The sequence below is a fragment of the Symploca atlantica LB2515 genome, from assembly GCF_052546295.1.
Genome location: NZ_JBQWMT010000001.1, coordinates 3699082 through 3717704, shown reverse-complemented (window position 1 = coordinate 3717704; position 18623 = coordinate 3699082). Strand labels below are relative to the sequence as shown.

Here is an 18623-nt window from a genome sequence, read left to right as displayed (position 1 = left end):
ACCTTATAACCTTCCAACCTACAAACTTTTTACTTAGGGTCAATCACCAAATCAGAGCTGAGAGTAACATCTAAATCTGTATCAGGTTCAATGGAAATCAATTCAACACTGTTGCGACCCAGAAAGCGTTGAATCAAGCTCAATGCTGCACCAGAACCAGCACCAATCAACAATTCCTCGGTAGCGATCGCTCTATCACCAGTAACAGCTGAGATCGCCGCCGCCGCCGCAGTACCTAAAGCCGCATTCTTTAAGAGCGTGACAACACTACCACCCTTACGAACTGTTTCAGTTGTAGTAATCAGCTTAGAAGACCCATTGATGGGAATTCGTCGACCATTGAGTAACAGCGTCTTGGCGACAAATCTAGCACCTTGTTCTGTGGAGCGCAGCTCGCCTTCAATTTGACTGCCAGCAGGAATTACCACTTTACCTTGAGAAGTGGTAAGGTTAGCATCAACTGTCAGTGTCAAGGGTACAGTCTCGTCTTTGGTGAGTAGGATTCTTTCGCTATCTCCGTACTTAACAGGTATAGAAACACCAGCAGGAATCGTTAAGGCTACTGGCGTCTGATTGACGATGTATTGAGAAGCGATATTTGGTGCTTGTCCGGCTTTAACGAGCGCCTGGTAGATAAATGCTGCTACCTCAGCCCGAGTTGCATTGCGAGTCGGATTTAGCAAGGAAGGAGTGGGATAGTTGACCACGACACTATTTACCGTAGCTGCTGCAATTGGAGCACGAGCCCAGCTAGAAATGTTGGAGGCGTCGTTATAGTAATTGAGAACGGTTGGTGTGGAATTACCTGTAGAGTAATCCAGTCCATTGGCTAGAGAAACTAAAACCTGCTCACGAGGAATATTTTGTTCTGGTCTGAAGACATTACCGGGATAACCAGCCAAGAATCCGCTTCTATAAGCTTCCTGAATCGCGGAACTTGCCCAGTAGCTTGATGGCACATCAACAAAATTAGTACCGCCACGTTCTACTGATTTTTGGAAATATTGATTAGCTTTACGCAGCATTGCTGCATACTGCGCTCTAGTTACTGAAGCATTTGGTCGGAAACTGCCATCAGGAAATCCAGCGATAATTCCCTTGTCCGAGAGTTCTTCAATAAAATCTTTTGCCCAGTAGTTAGATGATACGTCAGTAAAGTTAGTTGTTTGGGCAAAACTGGGAGCGGGGGCAACAAGCGGCGCTATGGCAGTAGTCGTTATTCCTAATGCTAAAAATGCAGCGGTTCCTGATTGCAAACGATAGAAGTTAAACATAAAAGGTGTTCTCCGAAAAAAGTTACCTTGTTAAGCGAATAGACACAATCTGGCTTTAAATGTTCCCGTAGGCTATAAGATTCTTGTCTTTAAGGCATTAAGCAAATAAATGCTTGATTTTGGCAGTTTACCGCTGTGTAAACAGAACACAAGCTCATTTTACAAGACGCCAGTGGCGGTCGATTAGTTGCCTATTTACCCACAGTCAGATGGGAAAGTGTCACAGGAGTATCTTGGGGTTAACTCATACTAAATGCGCTTAGATATTCCTTTATTCCGGAAAGTAGGGGAGAAAATTTTGTAGAAGATCTACTGAGACCAACTTGATAGCAAAATCGTAAATTATCTATCTCTCATGCCCAATTAAGTAGCTATATCAATTTGCTATAAGTACAGAATGGGAGCATAGCTAATCTTACTTCTGAGCTAGTGGTATTTGCTAAGTTTTGTGCAAGAAGTCCTGATGAGATAAGTTGCTTCTTAATCAACAAAACCTGCCACCCTTGCGTTGCATCTAACGACTGGTGACAGGTTTCTCAACTCTTGATCTGTTTCGGGGAATACGACCGACTTAGCTAAGAAAGTCGCGACTTTCTTGGTAACGGGAAGTACTCCAAGCACAGAGGAAGAGTAACTAACCAATGCACTTGGTAGTTTACTCCTCTTTACTCCCTTGTAATTTGAACGACTAGACTTGTTTGTCAACCCACTGGCGGTAGATTTTTTGAATAGCCTTGAGAACGCCGTTCGGACCCAACGGCTGGGAACCACTAGCAGGATCAAGAAGCTGCAAGCGATTTAAGAGCCTGGCTTCTTCTGTGTCAACATCGCTATCACTGTAAATTAAGGCGCTGATAGCATCATAAAGGCGTTGGTAATCTTCTTGACTAGGACGATCCCCTAAATATTCTTGTACCCAGCGATAACACTCATCAGCTTTCACTGCTCGGATTTCATTCAATAATGCTCTAATCTCTGGATCGTCAGCAATATCACTTTCCTCGGCAACTCGATGGAGGTATTCCCGTTCCTCTGGCTGAATTTTGCCATCTATCCAGGCAGCACCAATTAGGATTTTGACTAACTGTTTGACGCTAGAGTTTGCAAACATAGCTTTCTTATCTCAACTAACTCTCAAAGATGGACAATATAACCACACTAAATTTTTAAATTAGTGCTGTTTGGGAAGGACTAACCCAATTAAACGGTATTTTTTCGGTTTAATATTGCTATTACTAAGCTTTCATCAATTTTGCTGGCACTTGAGGCAATCACCATCCTCAGTTTTCAATTGATAAAGTGCCTGAGCTGCTTAGGGTAGAGATACAGTCTGCTACCAGAGACTCGACGACAATTTCTCCATGACTATCGTTCCCAAAACGGTAGATTAATCCCCTTGATCTCCTTAAGTGACAAAACAGGGTTAATACTCGGTCAGTTTCGAGGAATTGCCCTACTTCTTCAACTGTTGGGTTGAGAGTTGTTTAATCCACATTCCGCCCCCAACTGTCACAAGGGGCAGCTAGAGAAGCAATAAATCTGGTATTGAAGCCAGTAAAAAGCGATAAATAGAAGAAGATCTGGGTGGTTTAAGGAAAAATACTGATATGCAGGGTCAAAATGACTCCTTTTCAAGGCAAATTGCCCACTAAAAACCGCCTTGGAGACCCTTCAATACCAAGTCCTAACCTGTTGAAAGGAGCCAACTGATAGAGAAACTAACAGATCAAATAATAGCGTTGACAAGCTGCTGGAAAAAACTTTAATAATGATTTACACTGCTCAGTTAAGTTGGGAATCTCGGCAGTTTTGTCAACAGCTTCTATGTGAATTTTTGTAAAATAATGATACTTCGACTTCTTGAGAAGCTTCTGATCCGCCGTCGGCGGATCAGAAATACAGGCAAAGGCTTGACCGCTTAATTATCGTAGTTGTTTGTCCACTTAAAGGACTTCCTTTTGCAGATTTTCGGTCAAATTTTTCCTGTCAGATTCTCGGCATTTTTGGCTTTAAACCACCAGCCATCTTTGCTCAATTCCACCATAAGTTTTCTGAACTTTTTTATCATCATATCCTGTCCAATGGCTTGGCTTTAGCTCTTCTTAGCTTATATCCAGGATCAGCTGATTAGCAGCTTTTACTCTTAGCGGGACGCGACTTAACTAAGAGATGCTTTCTTTGGCTTGATTGTAGGTTTTCTTGGCTGTAAAAGTTACTATCTAAGACCATGATACTGTCCTAGTTAAGTTGTAAATTCAGCCCCCTGATAATTTCGGTAAATTGCTTCCGGTCTAATTCATTTCTATCCCTGATTCTCCTCGATCACTCTACATCTCTATCGGCGCTACAAATCAAGTCCATGATCAACGGTTTCCAGTCTGGTCTGTGGTCTCTTGAATAGCCGTAGGTGATTTTTATTCCACCCGGTTTTTCTTCTTTTAACGGTTAAGTAAAGAACACTCCCCAGCGATTTTTGCGGTCAATTTTGACGACCTGTCTTTTGACAGGTAAATGCCTTTTGGTCAATACTGCCCCTGTTTGTAGTCTTCGTTACCGTTAACTAGAGGTCTGTACATTGAAATTGAGTTGCTGCCAATTCAGTTTGGTACTTTTGGGAATTATTTTCACTTTGCCTATAACAGCCACTGCTAACGTGGCACAGGAATCGACCACAACTTTGCCCCAATCTACCAAAAACAACGCAGCCGATGGGTTAATACTCGAGCATCGGGCAGAATTGTTAGAACCAATTACTGCTAAGGCACTTGACCAGAGCTTGATTGATGAGCTGACTTACCCTGAATTGGGAAGTACTCTGAAAACAACAAGCACAAGCGATGCAGCAATCAACATCAGAGAAACTGACACTCCTAGTCTTGCTCACTCTTCGGATATTGATCTCGAAAACAGTCCAGTTACAGTGGTTACTGACGAAATGTCATTACTGCAACCGTTTACCCAACGCCAAGTTCAACCAGAAAAGACTATTTCTGCGGCTTGGTTCTCCACTGATAATTTGGACAATCATCACTTCATGGTTGCCGATGGTAATGGTGCTAGTGAGCCAGGTAAATGGACTTCAGCTCGACCTGATGGGCATGCTCCTATTAGTGTAATGGGAGAACACACCCACAGCAAGGGAGAGTTTATGCTGTCTTACCGCTACATGTTTATGGACATGGACGGTAATCGAGACGGAACCGACAGCCTCAGCGATAGCGAAGTCTTAGATCAATTTCCTGTAACCCCTGTGCGGATGACTATGCAGATGCATATGCTGGGGGCGATGTACGCACCAAGTGATGAGCTGACCCTAATGGCAATGGTGCCTTATATTTTCCAGGAGATGGATCATCGTACTCGTGCGGGCGTGCGCTTCACTACTAATTCCGATGGTTTCGGTGACATCCAAACCACGGCTCTTTATAAAGTTTTTGATCAAGATCGACAGCGCATACACTTTAACTTTGGGCTAAGTTTTCCTACTGGCTCGATTGAGGAGCGAGATGATACACCAGCCGGTGACAACCAGATTCTGCCCTATCCGATGCAGATTGGGTCCGGCACTTTTGACCTATTACCTGGCGTTACCTACTTGGGTCAAAATGATCAAGGCTCCTGGGGGGCACAGGCACTAGGAACGCTTCGCTTAGGAGAAAACAGTAATGATTATCGGTTGGGAAATCAACTACAGTTGACAGGGTGGATCGCTCGCAATTGGACAGATTCGCTTAGTACTTCGATTCGGCTAAAAGGTAGAACTTGGGGGAATATCGATGGGGCTGATGATCGCCTCAATCCGATGATGATTCCTACTGCTGACCCCGATAGACGGGGTGGTACTCAACTAGATTTGGGTCTGGGTTTAAATCTCTATGCCCCTAGCGGCAATCTTCGAGGCAGTCGGTTTGCTATAGAGTTTGAATTGCCCCTCTATCGCTCTTTGGAGGGCCCTCAACTGGAAACAGATTGGCAGTTGACAGCGGGTTTACAAGCCGTTTTTTAATCGGTTGCTGTTCTTCCCATTCCAGGTATTCCTGAGGAGTCATGGGTTGGGGTTTTGCTGTAACAATCATCTTAGAACTAAACTACAACGGCTGAACGTTGATATACTTGCTGTGTCACCAAAGCTAACCGCTGCATAGCCGTAGCAATTTCCTGGGCACTCGCCGTGAGGCTAATGCGGAAGCATTGATGGGTATGGATCCACTCTTCCTGTAAGCCGGGGAAGAAGCTGTTACCAGGTACAACAATCACTCCCACTTTCTTCAATTCTTGGTAAAACTCCCAATCAGTTATCGGTAAATCCTTTAACCACAACCAGGCAAAGATGGCTCCTTCACCACGATGTAAAAACCACGGCAAATCTTTGGGCATTGATTGGTCAAGGGTATGTTCTGCAATGCCAAACTTTTGCCTGTAGTGAGGGCGAATGATGTTAGCAGAGATCTGGGAAAGTGCACCGGAAGCGATCGCTTTTGCGGCAATTGCTTGTCCGTAGCGGGAGGAATGCAGGCACATATTTGTTTGGAATGATTGCAAAACCCCGACTAATTCAGGATCGCCAATCGCTACCCCAATGCGTTCTCCTGGTAACCCAGCTTTGGAAAGACTCAGGCAATGGAGAATGTTACCGCCAAATACTGGCGTCATTTCTGTAAAATTCAATGAGGGAAAAGGTGGCGAGTAAGCCGAGTCAATTAATACTGGCACATCCAGTGGTGCCGCCATCGCGGTAATTTTGCTGACTTCTTGATCTGTAAGGACATTACCCGTAGGATTACAAGGGCGAGAAAAAATAACGCAACCTACCTCTGGCGTAATGCTTAGTTGGCTGAAGTCAGGGCGGTACTTAAAGCGGTGCGCTGCTTCATCTATTTCTAGTGCTGGTTTGTAGGCAAAGAGAGCTTCGGGGGTGAGGCTGACTCCGCCGTAGCCAGTGTAATCTGGACTTAGTGGCAAGACTACTTGTTTGAGCTGACCACTGTTGGTGTAACCTCCAAAAATATTGGCGGCATAAAAGTAGAGGGACTGAGAACCTGGGGTAATTAGGATATTACGCTCATTTAGCCTCAGTCCGTAGCGTTGGTTAAATTCATTAGCGATCGCCTCCAGCAATGGCTGGTATCCCTGAGAAGAGCCATAGCGACACACCACCTCACTGTATTCTGAACTTGCTAGTAGTTGTGCTGTGCAATCGCGCCAGAGTTGTTCAACTTCCGGCAAAATTACCGGATTTCCTGCACTTAAATTAATAAATTCCTGTCCCTGACCGGCTTGTAGTGTTTCGATAATGTCCTTCATAATTGCCCGAACGCCAGTGAGTTTGGACATCTGGGTGCCGAATTTAGTCAGAGCAGGATTCATAGGTTTGATAGCGAGCTTAATGAATAATTGGTTAACTTTCCCTGAGGCGAACTGGGTCGTAAATTTTAGCTATTGGTTCGCTTTGTACTTGATCTATATTAGGATGCCCTGACCCTATTGACGATGCTCTGTCCCTGGAAAAACTGAGGTAATTAGTCCATAAATTGCCTAATAAATACAAATTACTCAAAAAACATGTAGAGATTCATTAAGTTTAATTTGATGACTTTGCGTGCTTTATATTTAAAAATAATTGCAATATTTAAGGCTTTATGAATGAAGCTAAAGTCCGCAATAGCTATTCAATATTGACGTTAAAGTAAATAACAGTAATTTTTATTACCAAGAAAGATAGGTTATGCCATGATTAGTGAAGAAGAACTAGTCAAAGAATTTACAACAGTGGTAGAACGTTTCTACCCAAAGGCAGGAGAATTGCTAAGCTACTGTTCTGTCAAAATCATTAAGTATTATTGTGGACGCCCTCGTCGGCTAATGCGATATATTGGCATTTACTGTCCCCAAAGTATTCTTAATACTGTAGAGGCTCAAAAAGATGTCTTTAGAGAAGTCGCACAACACCTTGGGCTGCTTGAGGTAGTTTGCCTGAATGCTACACGGTTAGTGCGTGATCCGATGTCCAAGCTCAAGGAAGAAGATCCACGGTTATGGCTAGAGTTACACTGGATCGCGTCACAAGGAAGTGAGCCTTGAATTTTGATGTGTATCTGGCAAGCTGATTTTTATCGACGTCCCTTGCAGGATGCTAGTGGGCAAGTGCTGTGGGAGTTACTAATTTGTAATGCCACGGACACCTTTACCTACGATGCTTTATGTCCCCAGCCGTCGGTGAATAAAGACTGGCTAGTTTCTCAATTGCAGCAGGCGGCAGGTGCTACTGGCTTGCCGAAAGTGATCCAAGTTTTTCGTCCTCAGTCTCTGAGTTTGCTGGTAGCTGCGGGACAAGAATTAGGCATTGAAGTGGAAGCTACAAGACGCACCACTGCTTTAAAACAATTGCTCAAGTTAAGGGCATCGCAATACCGCAACTGGGAAAATTACACTGGTGAGCCTGATAACCCCATCGCCCTAGACAAGCCGCCGCCGCTACCTTTGCCAGAAAATCTCTGGGGGGAGCGGTGGCGTTTTGCCACACTCCCGGCGGGAGATATCGAGGAGGTATTTGCAGAACGTCCGATTCCGATTGTACACATGCCAGAGTTTCTGTTGCCCCTCAATCTTGGTATAGCCTCAACTGTACCAGTGCCGGGTGTGGTGATTGATGGGGGACGGCAGTCGATGCAGTTAACGTGTTGGCTTCAGGAGGTTCAACCAGTAGCACTCAACTATATTGCTGGTGCTCCTGATGGACTAATTTTGGAAGCTGGACTAATTGATCGGTGGGTTGTAGCTACTTTTGAAGATCAAGAAGTAGCTGCTGCTGCTCAGATGTTTCAGCAGCGCCAACAGCAAACTCAGGGATTGCACTTTTTGTTAGTACAGCCTGATGATTCGGGTATGACTTACAGTGGCTTTTGGTTATTGCGAAGTGAAGATTGAAGCTAAAAAATTTTTCCTGTTCCTTCTTTTTGTAAGGGGAGGGTTAGGAAGAAGTCAGACTGTATTGCCCTAATCTGAGAACCGCCACACAGGATTTTGATATGATTACTGGCTCTGAAAAACTACTGACAGATTATTAGCTGGCATCTGGTAAGTATTCAAGAAAATGAGGTTTTGTGCTGCTGCTGCCGCTATCACCTCTTCGAGATCTCTTACTCCCCACTCCGGATTTTGAGTACGCAACGCCTCATCAAAGGCAGCATTACTTTGTGCCGTATGTTTTCCGCCTTGTTTAAACGGGCCATATAAATAGAGAATGCCATCTTTAGGAAGCAAGCGACCCGCACCCGCCATTAGTCCTAGACATGCTGACCATGGCGAGATATGAATCATATTGATATTGACAATAGCTCTCAGAGGCGAAGTCTCAAAATCAAAACTATTGGTCAATTGAGATGATGCCTCTTTCTCTATAGGCCAAACAGATTGATGAACATCCAGTTCCAGGGGTGGATAAAGATTATCAGAAGGTTGCTGAGTACGCCAAGCAGCGATGCTAGCACGTAATTGAGGATCTTGTTCCGAAGGCAGCCATTGACGCGGATTCAGTCGGGGTGCCAAAAATACAGCATGTTCACCAGTACCACTAGCCACTTCTAAAATGGTGCCAGCAGGGGGTAGTACTTGCAAAAGAACTTCCAGTATTGGCTGGCGGTTACGTTCTGTAGCCGGCGCGTAGAGTCGTGCGTCTCTCACATTCATAAATCTTTTTCTTTTAGAATTAAGATAAGTTTCTAGATGTTTCTGTGTGAAATTAGAAAATTTACTTTGGCCATTGGGAATTTTGGCAATTGCCGCGATCGCAATCGTTACTTATAATGCTATGGCTGCTCCCTTACCAGAAGGATTTCCACCTCCCACACCAGAGGGAGAAATTGAAGTCAAACAATATCCTACATATCGGGCTGCGACAGTCCGCTACACCGGAGAACTCTCTCAAGCAGCTTCTCGCGCTTTTGACCCCCTGTTTCAACACATCAGCTCTAACAATATCTCAATGACGGCTCCTGTAGAAACCCGTTATCCAGATAGTACCCTAGACGCCGCAGCCCTGGGTTCCTTGAGGGAACATGGTGAGGCTTCTGTTTCCTTTCTCTACCGCAGCACTGATGTTTACCCCAAAGAAATTGCCCAAGATATTGAGGTAGAAGAAATCTCACCAATGACGGTTGTCAGTTTGGGTCTCAAAGGCAGTTATGAGTACTCTAGTTATCAGGAAAATATTAAACGGTTAAGGGATTGGCTAACTCAACATCCAGGGTATACCGTTGTTGGCTCACCTCGCCGTTTTTTTTACGATTCCCCTTATATTCCCGAACCTCTCAAGCGTAGTGAAATTCAAATTCCGATTCGTCAGATAGACAACTAAACTACGGCTGATATGGAACCTACAGCGCTTTTCAGGTGAGTGATCTAAAGAGATCTCCGACTTTCCCAAGAAATCAGGGATCTTGCTTGGATATACTGTAATTCATCAACCTGAAATATGCTGTAATGGTGAGTTCAATCCATAAATATCTAGTGGTGGTGATATTCAGGAGGAATCTCACTTTCAGGATATGGTTGAATATTCCGAAAACCAAGCTGGTGATAAAGTGCCTGCGCTTCTTTAAGGCAATAAGCACAGTCCAAGGGTATCTTTGAGTAATCAAATTTGGCGAGCTTTTTTGATCAGGGTTGCCAATAAAAAACGACCTATTCCCTGGTGACAATACTCTGGTCGCACGTAGATCCTTTCAATCTCACAAACTTCCTCACCAACTTTTCTCAAGCCAGCGCAAGCAGCCATTTCCTTCTGATATTGTACTAGAAGTAAACATCCAGAGGGCGGATAAAATTTGGCAGTTCTAATAGGTCTTGCTCTAATACTGTACTAACGTCATAGCTGAGGTTAAATTCACCCCCCAGCATGGCATTATTCCAGTTGAGAGATTCCGCAAACAATTCTCTCAGAGAATAAATATAATATCTATGTTTGTCCGTCTCTACCTGAATAATAATGATCCGTCTTCTGTCACTTTCTGAAAAATTTTGACATTTCTGAATTCTAGAGTTCTTATGTAGTAGGTGATCGCAGACTTTTTCCTTCCTAGAAATTTATCAGAGCCGGGAAATTGCCAAAATTCGATTAGCCAACGCTGTATTGCTTAATGTACCTTGTTTATCGAAATTATTAATAATAGAAAAAACTGGAAAGCGACAGAAGAGAGATAATTCTTTCTCTAGTAGCTATTGCCGGGGCGAATGGATTACCTATTGACCCTGCAATAGTTACTATTGTTGTCCTCTATGTTGTCAAAATTGGACTTAAACTTTGGTGAATATACTGAACCTAAAACCACCCATAAATTTCCTGTTTGCCAAGATAAAAAAGAGGAATAAGCAGAATTAAACTAGTCTGCTTAGAGTTTAAAATTGCCCTTAGTCAATTCAGTATTTCTTTCATTTCTTGAGGTGTCACCAAAGTATTAGCACAAAGAATTCCCGAAGCCGCAACAGCAGGCACACCAATTCCCGGTATTGTGCTATCCCCTACCCGATACAAACCAGCAATAGGTGTTTGGCAACTAGGAAACACACCATTTCCCGCAGCAATAGCAGGGCCGTAAGTTCCCTGATAGCGACGCAGGTAGTGGGAATGAGTTAAGGGTGTGCCAATTAATTCTAAGACAATGCGTTGCCTGATATCTGGAATCACCTTTTCTAGAGCACGGAATAAAGGTTGCGATCGCTCTTTCTTCCTGTTTTCGTAACCCTCATCCCTGCGCCATTTTTCATAGGGTTCCAAGGTATAAGCATGAACGACATGATGACCTTCGGGAGCAAGATTAGCATCCCATACTGAAGGAATAGAAATCATGCAAGTATTACCAGGCTCGGTAATATCCTGATTAGCATCATGAACCACTACATGATGGCCTGTCAACTTTTCTAAACCTTCACCTTTAATGCCTAGATGCAGGTGCATGAAGCTATCAACCGCTGGAGTTTTTAAAGCTAATTGGCGGTAAGATTGAGGCAAGTCTTCTTTTTTTAACAGCTTATTATAAGTATCCCAAATTGTGGCATTAGAGATAATTATTGCTGCCTTAATTACTTCCCCATTGCGCAAGCGGACACCAATCACTTTACCTTCTTCGACTATTATTTGTTCAATATGAGCATTCAAGCGCAAATCACCACCCCAATGCTTCAAGCCACGCACTAAAGCCTCAATAATTGCAGCACTTCCCCCAACCGGATACTCAACACCAGCACGAGTGCGTTCTCCTAACATAAATGCTACTTCCGGGGCAATCGTTCCATGTGCCTTTAGTCCAGATAGAAGAAAGCATTCTAAATCAATCAGCCGCCGCACCCAAGAGTCATGCACTTCTTTGTCCATCACCTCCCCAACGGAACTTTGAATCATACCCAACTGAGGCAGTATTTTTAAGAGGGAAGGTAGATATTTTCCTACTAAAATAGGAACCAATTGCCAATCTGATCTTAGGGCAATTGTGGGAATCTCTTTGAGACTTTCATAGAGAGATAAGAGGCGCTTTTCAAAGCTTGCTAACTCCCTAGCACCTTGGGGCGTAATCTCAGCAACTGCTTCCCGATAGCGTTCAGCATCACTATAAACGGCAAAAGTGTCTTCGGGAAAGTGGTAATGTCCTAAAGGATCATAGGGAACTGCTTGTAGAGATTCTCCCAGAACATCGAGTACTTGACGCAACGGGTTAAGACTGGGACGAGAATCACCCAAACCACAGTAAAAAGAAGGGCCAGAATCGAACTGAAAACCCTGGCGTGTAAAACTGTGGGCCGCACCACCTGCGATTGCATGGCTTTCACACACCAACACCCGTTTACCGTAACGGGCCAATAGTGCAGCCGCAGTTAACCCGCCAATGCCACTACCAACAACAATTACATCAAGACTCATTGATGTTTTCCTCAATTCCTCTACGCCTTACTAGTATCTCTTCCTTGAGGGTTAACTGACATAGTTTGCTTTCTTATCAAACTGCAACTTTCTTCGTCAAATTGCTACTTTAGCCTCTTACTTTCAATAGAATATACCGAGAGTAGTGAGGAGAAACACTGATGAATCACAGGATGCTAGAAGAAGCTAAAGCAAGACTTAAACAATCAATTATGACCTATCAGCAAAAGCCGGTGGGTACTGTAGCCGCAAAAGAAGCTACTCCTAAGGAAGAACAACTTAATTATGGTCACTGCTTCATCCGGGATTTTTTCCCTTCTGGATTAGCTTTTCTCATGCAAGGAGAAAGAGGAATTGTCCGTAACTTTCTGGAGTTTACTTTAGGCTTACAATCTGACAAAACTGGATTAAAGTCAGGGGAGGGTTTATTTGCTGAAGTAAGACGTACCTGGCAAGGAAAAGAATTGCAAATTGATGGAATTCAGCTAGGAGAAGGTTTAATGCCAGCTAGTTTTGAAGTGACATCAAAGCAAGAGATTGAACCAGATTTTGGTCAACGGGCAATTGGTAGAGTGACACCTGTTGATTCTGGTTTGTGGTGGATTATTCTTTTAGGAGCATACGAAAAGGCTTGTCAGATTGACAACCATCCTGAGGAGAAAATTGCTCACCGAGAGGAATTTCAACGGGGTATTAAATTAATTTTGGATATTTGTTTAAGTAAGCGGTTTGACATGACTCCAACCATGTTAGTACCAGAAGCCTCTTTTATGATTGACCGTAGGATGGCAGTTTATGGGCATCCCTTAGAAATCCAAGCTTTATTTCATCATGCTCTACGTTCGGCTTGTGATCAACTGCTCATAGATGAAAAATACATCAAAATTCGAGAAATAGATAAGCGTTTATCTTTACTTACCAAGTATATTCGAGAACGTTATTGGCTAGACCCCAAGCGATTAAGGGCAATCTATCGTTATCAAACTGAAGAGTTTGGTGAAACAGCTTTAAATAAGTTTAATATCTACGAAAATTCTGTGCCAGAGTGGGTGTTGCCTTGGGTAGATAGAAAAGGAGGTTATCTTGCTGGCAACTTGGGAGTAGGTTGGATAGATTTTCGCTTTTTTTCTCAGGGCAACTTGCTAGCTATTATTTCTGATTTAGCTACCCCTGAACAGGCGCAAATGATCATGAATTTAATAGAAATGCAATCGTCGAAATTAATAGGTAATATGCCGATGAAACTGTGCTACCCAGCCTTGGTGAACCGTGACTGGGAGAGTGTAACTGGATGTGACCCCAAAAATATACCCTGGTCATACCATAATGGTGGTAGTTGGCCAGTCTTACTTTGGTCTTTAACCGCAGCAGCCCAGAAAACAAAGCGAGTAGATGTAGCGAAAAAAGCGATTCAACTTGCTGAGAAGTATTTGAGTGATGATCAATGGCCAGAATATTATGATGGCGAGGAAGGTGCAATTATTGGTAGAGAGGCAAGACTTTACCAAACATGGACAATTGCTGGTTATTTAGTTGCTAATTACCTGATTCAGAATCCAAACTATTTACAGTTATTTACTTTTGATAGTTTGGATTAAGAGAAGACTGTCCTTAATCAACATTACAACGTAATTTTTCACTGGGAATGGCTAAATCTACCGAACTAGCTATGATCCGCGAGGGATGCAGATTTGCCTTGTAAGGATTTGACTTGGCAATAAAAATTGTTTATGGTTGTGGGTGACGCAATTTTATATCAGAATTCCTGCAAGTACTCCGAGTGATAAGGAGTACGTTGGTGGTCTTTAGATTGGGGTCTCTACCTAATACTGATTAATGGTGCAATGCAGAATATTGTTGAACAATCTAATCAGTTAGTTGTGTAGATACCGAGAGCTTCTTTAGTCTGTAAATAGCCAACAGTCTTTACGTATCAATAAAGAGTTTGTATATGAAAACTTTCTCTTCTATCACTCTAGGTATTTAATCGACTTTTGATAGTTACTAGAAAGAGTTAGTTAATTAAAAAAAATAACTCTATAGAATGGTCTAAGGATACTTAAATCATTAAAAATACCATTGTCTTTTATTGATTCTGCGTATTTACTGAAGTATAAAGAAACAGTAAATTATTTTTTTACGAGAAAATTATTCACTGTTTCTTTATGAGTTTTTCCTGGCACAAAAAACATTTTCTTGAGTATAAAGTAAGGGGATAGCTACAACAACAAATAAAAAAAAGCCCAGAAAGAAAATTATGACAATGCAGATTGAACCCACAGAACAGACAAATAAAATCGATAAATCTTTAATCAGTCAACCAATTTTTATCGTTGGTGCTGAACGTTCTGGTACGACAGTTTTAAGACTGATGCTTGATCACCACCCTCAACTTGCTTTCTACCATGAATTTGAGTATGCCGTTGATTGGATAGCTGATAATGGTTGTTGGCCACAGCTTGAGGAGTATTACCAATTCTTAGAAACTGATCGTATCTTCCAAGCTAGTAATTTTGTCATTGATCACAATTTAAGCTATCCTCAACTGCTCAATAGTTTTCTGTGCCAAAAGCGCGATCAAGCTCAGAAACCCTTAGTTGGTGCTACCGTTCACCGCAACTTTGATAAGTTAGTACAAATTTGGCCTGATGCCCGTTTCATTCATATAATTCGTGATGCCAGAGATGTCGCTCGCTCCTGCATTGGTATGGGCTGGGCAGGCAATGTTTGGACAGGAGTAGAACGTTGGATAGAAGCGGAAATTTTGTGGCATAAACTTTGCCAAACAGTTCCAGAAGAACAGCGAATTGAAGTTAGATACGAGAACTTAATTTCAGATTCGGTTAACGCCCTGACCAATCTCTGCGAATTTATGGGTTTATCTTATAATCCAGCAATGCTGAGTTATCCTCAGACAACTAGCTACAGTCTACCTAATCCCAAATTAATTTATCAGTGGCGAAATAAATTATCTGCTACTGAAATGCAGTTAGTGGAAGCGAGAACAAGAGATATGCTCGTAGAACGGGGATATCAACTTAGTGGATTGCCATTGCTAAAAGTTTCTCCTCTCAGGGAGTTAAGACTCAAATTACAAGATTGGTGGGCGCGTGTGCAATTTAGAGTCGAGCGCCTTGGTCTGCCTTTATTTATATCAGATTACTTGTCAAGAAAGCTAGCAATTGAGCAATGGCAGAGACAAGTTAAATTGCAAATCAACGCCATTGAGGAAGCTCACCTTAGATAAAGCAAATCTTTGGGTAAAAGTGTTAGGTATTAGGCAAAACTAAAACCTATTACCTACCATTTAAAACCTTCATTGTCTTAAAATTACCATACACCAGTTGTCGGTATTTCTGGATATCAACCTCGGTCACCACTATTAAGCAATTGATAGCTTTACCTTTCAAAAGAGTAAATTTGTTGCGTAGTTAAATTATCACAAACTGAAGAAGGCCGCGCGCTTAGGGAAAAACTCTGTCGATCTAGCTGTACCTGTAAACTAGTCATGGGATCGCAACCGGGAGCCACCAAAAATTCCAGCCGTTTCAGTTGAGACCATTCACTCAAGGCATCTAAAATTTGAGCGATCGCCTGTACATAGGGATGATTACTTTTGTGATACCAATCTGGTGCTGCTAAATGGCTTTGGTCAAAACCAAGATGGACAATTAGAGAGGGTTTACCGAATAAAGCGATCGCGACAGGTCTTGCTTCTTCCTGCAACAATAGGTGATAACTATCTGCTAAATGCCGCAGTTTCTCTAATCTCTGGTAGCGCTCAACTGGTGGCTGTGGTGCATCTATCCAGTTAATCGCGATTGTCACTAAATAGGTTTGCAACAGCATGTGACCCATTTTCTGAGCTTTGGTTGCCAGATAGGTAGAATTGTAATCATTGGTTTCAATGAGCAGAGGCACCCGGTCTACCACTTCTAGACCATAACCTCTCAAACCGGCAATCTTGCGAGGATTATTGGTAACCAAGCGGATTTTCTTAACACCTAAGTCATTAAGTATTTGTGCTCCCATGCCGTAATCTCGCAAGTCAGCAGGGAATCCTAAGCGTTCATTGGCTTCTACTGTGTCTAGCCCCAAATCCTGTAAAGAGTAAGCCTTCAATTTGTTAACCAGACCAATTCCCCGCCCTTCTTGCCGCAAATAAACTACTACTCCCTGACCTGCATCTTCAATCATTTTTAATGCAGTTTCCAGTTGCATCTGACAGTCACAGCGCAGAGAACCTAAGGCATCTCCCGTTAGGCATTCCGAGTGCATGCGCACAATAACTGGGTTTTCTTTAAATTGAGCTGGTTCTCCCTTGACAAGTGCCACATGTTCTGTGTTATCTAAGGTATTGCGGTAAGCGTAAATCTGAAAATTCCCAAACTTACTGGGTAATTTGGCGGAGGTTTCTCGATAGACGATGCGGTCGTATTTGAGGCGATAACTGATTAAGTCAGCGATGCTGATGATTTTCAGCTCGTACTTTTGTGCATAAGAAATCAACTGGGGCAAGCGTGCCATTGAGCCATCAGGGTTTTGGATCTCACAGATGACACCTGCTGGGTATAAACCCGCGAGTCTCGGTAAGTCAACAGAGGCTTCCGTATGACCAGCCCGTTTCAAAACCCCTCCTTCTCTAGCACGGAGGGGAAAAATGTGACCCGGACGGCGTAAGTCTTCTGGCTTAGTTGCAGGGTTAATCGCAACCTGAATTGTCCTGGCTCTGTCTTCGGCAGAGATGCCAGTAGTCACACCTAGGTGCGGCGAGGCATCAATGCTAACTGTAAAAGCTGTTTGATTAGTATCGGTGTTTTTGCTAACCATTAAAGGCAAATCAAGGGCATCGAGGCGACTGCCCATCATTGCCAAACAAATCAATCCCCGCGCCTCTACCGCCATAAAATTAATCATGTCCGGTGTGGCAAACTGGGCAGCGCAGATTAAGTCCCCTTCGTTTTCTCGGTTTTCGTCATCGACTACAACCAAGACACGACCAGCTTTTAAGTCTGCCAGGGCAGAATCAATGGAGTCAAATTTAAACAAATCAGTTTCAGACGGTTCCACAACAGAATGCGAGCAACGAACCCGTAAAGTTTTCTAAAGCTAGCTTTGATTCAATTGTATCCCGTTTGTTTAAGTGCGGGGGTTGAGGATTTTATTAAAGAAAATTTATCGCGAAATGCCCGAATTTCTTCACCACGAAAGTACAGTTTTGGTACTAGAATGCAGCAAAAGTCAAACCTTTTTCGATTTCAGCACTCTTAGGAAAGGAATATCATGGGTGATTTAGAACGCCTGCCCGTAGGAATTGTGGGGGCTTCAGGCTATGGCGGCGTACAACTTGTGCGGCTCTTGATGGATCACCCAGGAGTCGAAATAGTCTATTTAGGGGGAAATAGCAGCGCTGGCAAGCCTTTTTCCGATTTGTACCCTCATTTGGGTCCTTTTTTTAATCTCACAATTGAATCGATTGATTTAGACGAAATCGCCAGACGCTGTCGGGTAGTATTTCTCTCTTTGCCCAACGGTTTAGCCCATCAAATGGCACCCACCCTGTTGTCCAAAGGATGCAAGGTGCTTGACCTCTCAGCTGACTATCGGTTTAGTAACCTGGAGACTTACAAAAAATGGTACGGCGGCGAGCGACATGACCAAGAGACCTCAGTCTCAGCCGTTTATGGCTTGCCAGAACTGTATCGCGATCGCATTGCTCAAACCCAGCTAGTCGGTTGTCCTGGTTGCTATGTCACCACTAGTTTGCTAGCACTCTCGCCGCTGCTCAAGCAAGGTTTAATCATGCCAGACACGGCAATTATCGACGCCAAATCTGGGACATCCGGTGGTGGACGCGAAGCCAAAACCAATCTTTTACTAGCGGAAGCCGATAACTCAATGACCCCCTACGGAGTTACCCGTCATCGACATACCCCAGAAATCGAGCAAATCTGCAGCGATTTAGCAGGTCACGATGTCAAAGTGCAATTTACTCCTCATTTGGTGCCGATGGTACGGGGTCTTTTGGCCACCGTTTACGCCACCTTGCGCGATCCCGGACTATTGCTCCAAGATCTGGTCACAATTTATACCGCATTCTATCGAGCATCCCCCTTTATCAAGGTTTTGCCCATCGGCACTTATCCCCAAACCAAATGGGCTTGCGGTACCAATCTTTGTTACATTGGTGTCGAAGTCGATAACCGCACAGATCGAGTAATTGTGATGTCAGTGACTGACAATTTGATCAAAGGTCAAGCTGGTCAAGCAATTCAATGTATGAATATCATGATGGGCTGGGAGGAAACCCTTGGCTTACCCCGGCTGAGTTTTTATCCCTGAAATGTGAGTTAGTTATCAGGTGGCTTCTCCCTCGTTTTTCAAGCGGGGGAGAAGCCGCCAAGAGAAAATTGGTGATGGCAAATAGAAAATGG

General features: G+C 43.3%; 15 protein-coding genes. 7 read left to right on the top strand and 8 right to left on the bottom strand.

Annotated features, from left to right (window positions below; all coding sequences use genetic code 11):
• Window positions 1–29 precede the first annotated feature (29 nt).
• Window positions 30–1274: an S-layer homology domain-containing protein gene (locus ACT7WV_RS15425; RefSeq protein WP_445103726.1), complete on the bottom strand. Its 1245-nt coding sequence runs from the start codon at window positions 1272–1274 to the stop codon at window positions 30–32.
• Window positions 1275–1962: 688 nt separating this feature from the next.
• Window positions 1963–2385, bottom strand: coding sequence for a tellurite resistance TerB family protein (locus ACT7WV_RS15420; protein ID WP_445103725.1), 423 nt, complete (start codon window positions 2383–2385; stop codon window positions 1963–1965).
• Between the two features lie 1518 nt (window positions 2386–3903).
• Here ACT7WV_RS15420 and ACT7WV_RS15415 point away from each other — a divergent pair.
• Window positions 3904–5280, top strand: a complete 1377-nt coding sequence (locus ACT7WV_RS15415; protein WP_445103724.1) for a transporter — start codon at window positions 3904–3906, stop codon at window positions 5278–5280.
• Window positions 5281–5357: 77 nt separating this feature from the next.
• Here the strand turns inward: ACT7WV_RS15415 and ACT7WV_RS15410 are convergent, their stop codons facing one another.
• Window positions 5358–6641: a valine--pyruvate transaminase gene (locus ACT7WV_RS15410; RefSeq protein WP_445103723.1), complete on the bottom strand. Its 1284-nt coding sequence runs from the start codon at window positions 6639–6641 to the stop codon at window positions 5358–5360.
• Between the two features lie 363 nt (window positions 6642–7004).
• On the opposite strand from ACT7WV_RS15410, the gene ACT7WV_RS15405 reads away from it, so the two are divergent.
• Window positions 7005–7355 (top strand): hypothetical protein, encoded by a 351-nt coding sequence (locus tag ACT7WV_RS15405; protein WP_445103722.1) that lies wholly within the window; start codon window positions 7005–7007, stop codon window positions 7353–7355.
• 6 nt (window positions 7356–7361) lie between these two features.
• A complete protein-coding gene (locus tag ACT7WV_RS15400; RefSeq protein WP_445103721.1) occupies window positions 7362–8201 on the top strand; it encodes a Tab2/Atab2 family RNA-binding protein in 840 nt (279 codons plus the stop codon).
• 105 nt (window positions 8202–8306) lie between these two features.
• On the opposite strand, the gene ACT7WV_RS15395 is transcribed toward ACT7WV_RS15400, so the two are convergent.
• Complete coding sequence (locus ACT7WV_RS15395; protein WP_445103720.1) at window positions 8307–8963, bottom strand: DUF938 domain-containing protein; 657 nt, start codon at window positions 8961–8963, stop codon at window positions 8307–8309.
• Between the two features lie 46 nt (window positions 8964–9009).
• Here ACT7WV_RS15395 and ACT7WV_RS15390 point away from each other — a divergent pair, with 46 nt between their 5' ends.
• Complete coding sequence (locus tag ACT7WV_RS15390) at window positions 9010–9630, top strand: heme-binding protein (protein WP_445103719.1); 621 nt, start codon at window positions 9010–9012, stop codon at window positions 9628–9630.
• A 279-nt stretch (window positions 9631–9909) separates the two neighbouring features.
• Here ACT7WV_RS15390 and ACT7WV_RS15385 read toward each other — a convergent pair whose 3' ends face one another.
• The 3 genes from ACT7WV_RS15385 to ACT7WV_RS15375 form a co-directional block, all read right to left on the bottom strand.
• Window positions 9910–10050 carry a GNAT family N-acetyltransferase gene (locus tag ACT7WV_RS15385; protein WP_445103718.1) on the bottom strand — a complete coding sequence of 47 codons (141 nt, stop codon included), beginning with the start codon at window positions 10048–10050 and terminating at the stop codon, window positions 9910–9912.
• Between the two features lie 17 nt (window positions 10051–10067).
• On the bottom strand, window positions 10068–10205 hold the full coding sequence (locus tag ACT7WV_RS15380; RefSeq protein ID WP_445103717.1) for a hypothetical protein: 138 nt from the start codon (window positions 10203–10205) through the stop codon (window positions 10068–10070).
• A gap of 481 nt (window positions 10206–10686) precedes the next feature.
• Window positions 10687–12189, bottom strand: coding sequence for a phytoene desaturase family protein (locus ACT7WV_RS15375; RefSeq protein WP_445103716.1), 1503 nt, complete (start codon window positions 12187–12189; stop codon window positions 10687–10689).
• Between the two features lie 161 nt (window positions 12190–12350).
• On the opposite strand from ACT7WV_RS15375, the gene ACT7WV_RS15370 reads away from it, so the two are divergent.
• Together ACT7WV_RS15370 and ACT7WV_RS15365 are read left to right on the top strand one after the other, a co-directional pair.
• Window positions 12351–13787 carry a glycoside hydrolase 100 family protein gene (locus tag ACT7WV_RS15370; protein ID WP_445103715.1) on the top strand — a complete coding sequence of 479 codons (1437 nt, stop codon included), beginning with the start codon at window positions 12351–12353 and terminating at the stop codon, window positions 13785–13787.
• 659 nt (window positions 13788–14446) lie between these two features.
• Entirely contained in the window at window positions 14447–15436 is a 990-nt protein-coding gene (locus ACT7WV_RS15365) for a sulfotransferase family protein (RefSeq protein WP_445103714.1), read from the top strand.
• Window positions 15437–15588: 152 nt separating this feature from the next.
• Here the strand turns inward: ACT7WV_RS15365 and ribBA are convergent, their stop codons facing one another.
• Entirely contained in the window at window positions 15589–17259 is a 1671-nt protein-coding gene (gene ribBA / locus ACT7WV_RS15360) for a bifunctional 3,4-dihydroxy-2-butanone-4-phosphate synthase/GTP cyclohydrolase II (RefSeq protein WP_445103713.1), read from the bottom strand.
• 213 nt (window positions 17260–17472) lie between these two features.
• Between ribBA and argC the strand changes: the two genes are divergently transcribed.
• Window positions 17473–18531 (top strand): N-acetyl-gamma-glutamyl-phosphate reductase, encoded by a 1059-nt coding sequence (argC, locus tag ACT7WV_RS15355; protein ID WP_445103712.1) that lies wholly within the window; start codon window positions 17473–17475, stop codon window positions 18529–18531.
• The last annotated feature ends 92 nt before the right edge of the window (window positions 18532–18623 follow it).